The 481-nt window shown below is 58.5% G+C and carries 1 rRNA gene; it reads left to right on the top strand.

Annotation, left to right across the window (positions count from 1 at the left end):
- Positions 1–210: 210 nt before the first annotated feature.
- Positions 211–481, top strand: a 23S ribosomal RNA gene (locus C476_RS00005); the annotation flags it as partial.

Genomic DNA, 481 nt, shown 5'->3' with positions numbered 1-481 from the left:
TAATGCAGGCCAGCTGTCTACTGGCGTGCAGATGAGACCGTGTGTACGTGTAGTCCAGGCGTCCACTGGACCCGTTCCCGGGTCACTCAACGTTGCGACTCTGTCGCACCGCCGATCCGATGAACGTGGCTACTGTGCCAGCTGGTGGATCGCTCGGCTTGAGAGCTGAAGAAGGACGTGCCAAGCTGCGATAAGCCTGAGGGAGCCGCACGGAGGCNGCTACTGTGCCAGCTGGTGGATCGCTCGGCTTGAGAGCTGAAGAAGGACGTGCCAAGCTGCGATAAGCCTGAGGGAGCCGCACGGAGGCGAAGAACTCAGGATCTCCGAATGGGAATCCCCACCGCAATTGCTTCGCGCAATGGGGAACGCCGGGAATTGAAACATCTCAGTACCGGCAGGAAAAGAAAGCAAACGCGATGTCGTTAGTAAGGGCGACTGAACGCGATACAGTCCAAACCGAAGCCTTCGGGCAATGTGGTGT

This window comes from Natrinema limicola JCM 13563 (assembly GCF_000337475.1).
GTDB lineage: Archaea > Halobacteriota > Halobacteria > Halobacteriales > Natrialbaceae > Natrinema > Natrinema limicola.
This window is presented reverse-complemented; position numbering and strand designations above follow the sequence as displayed.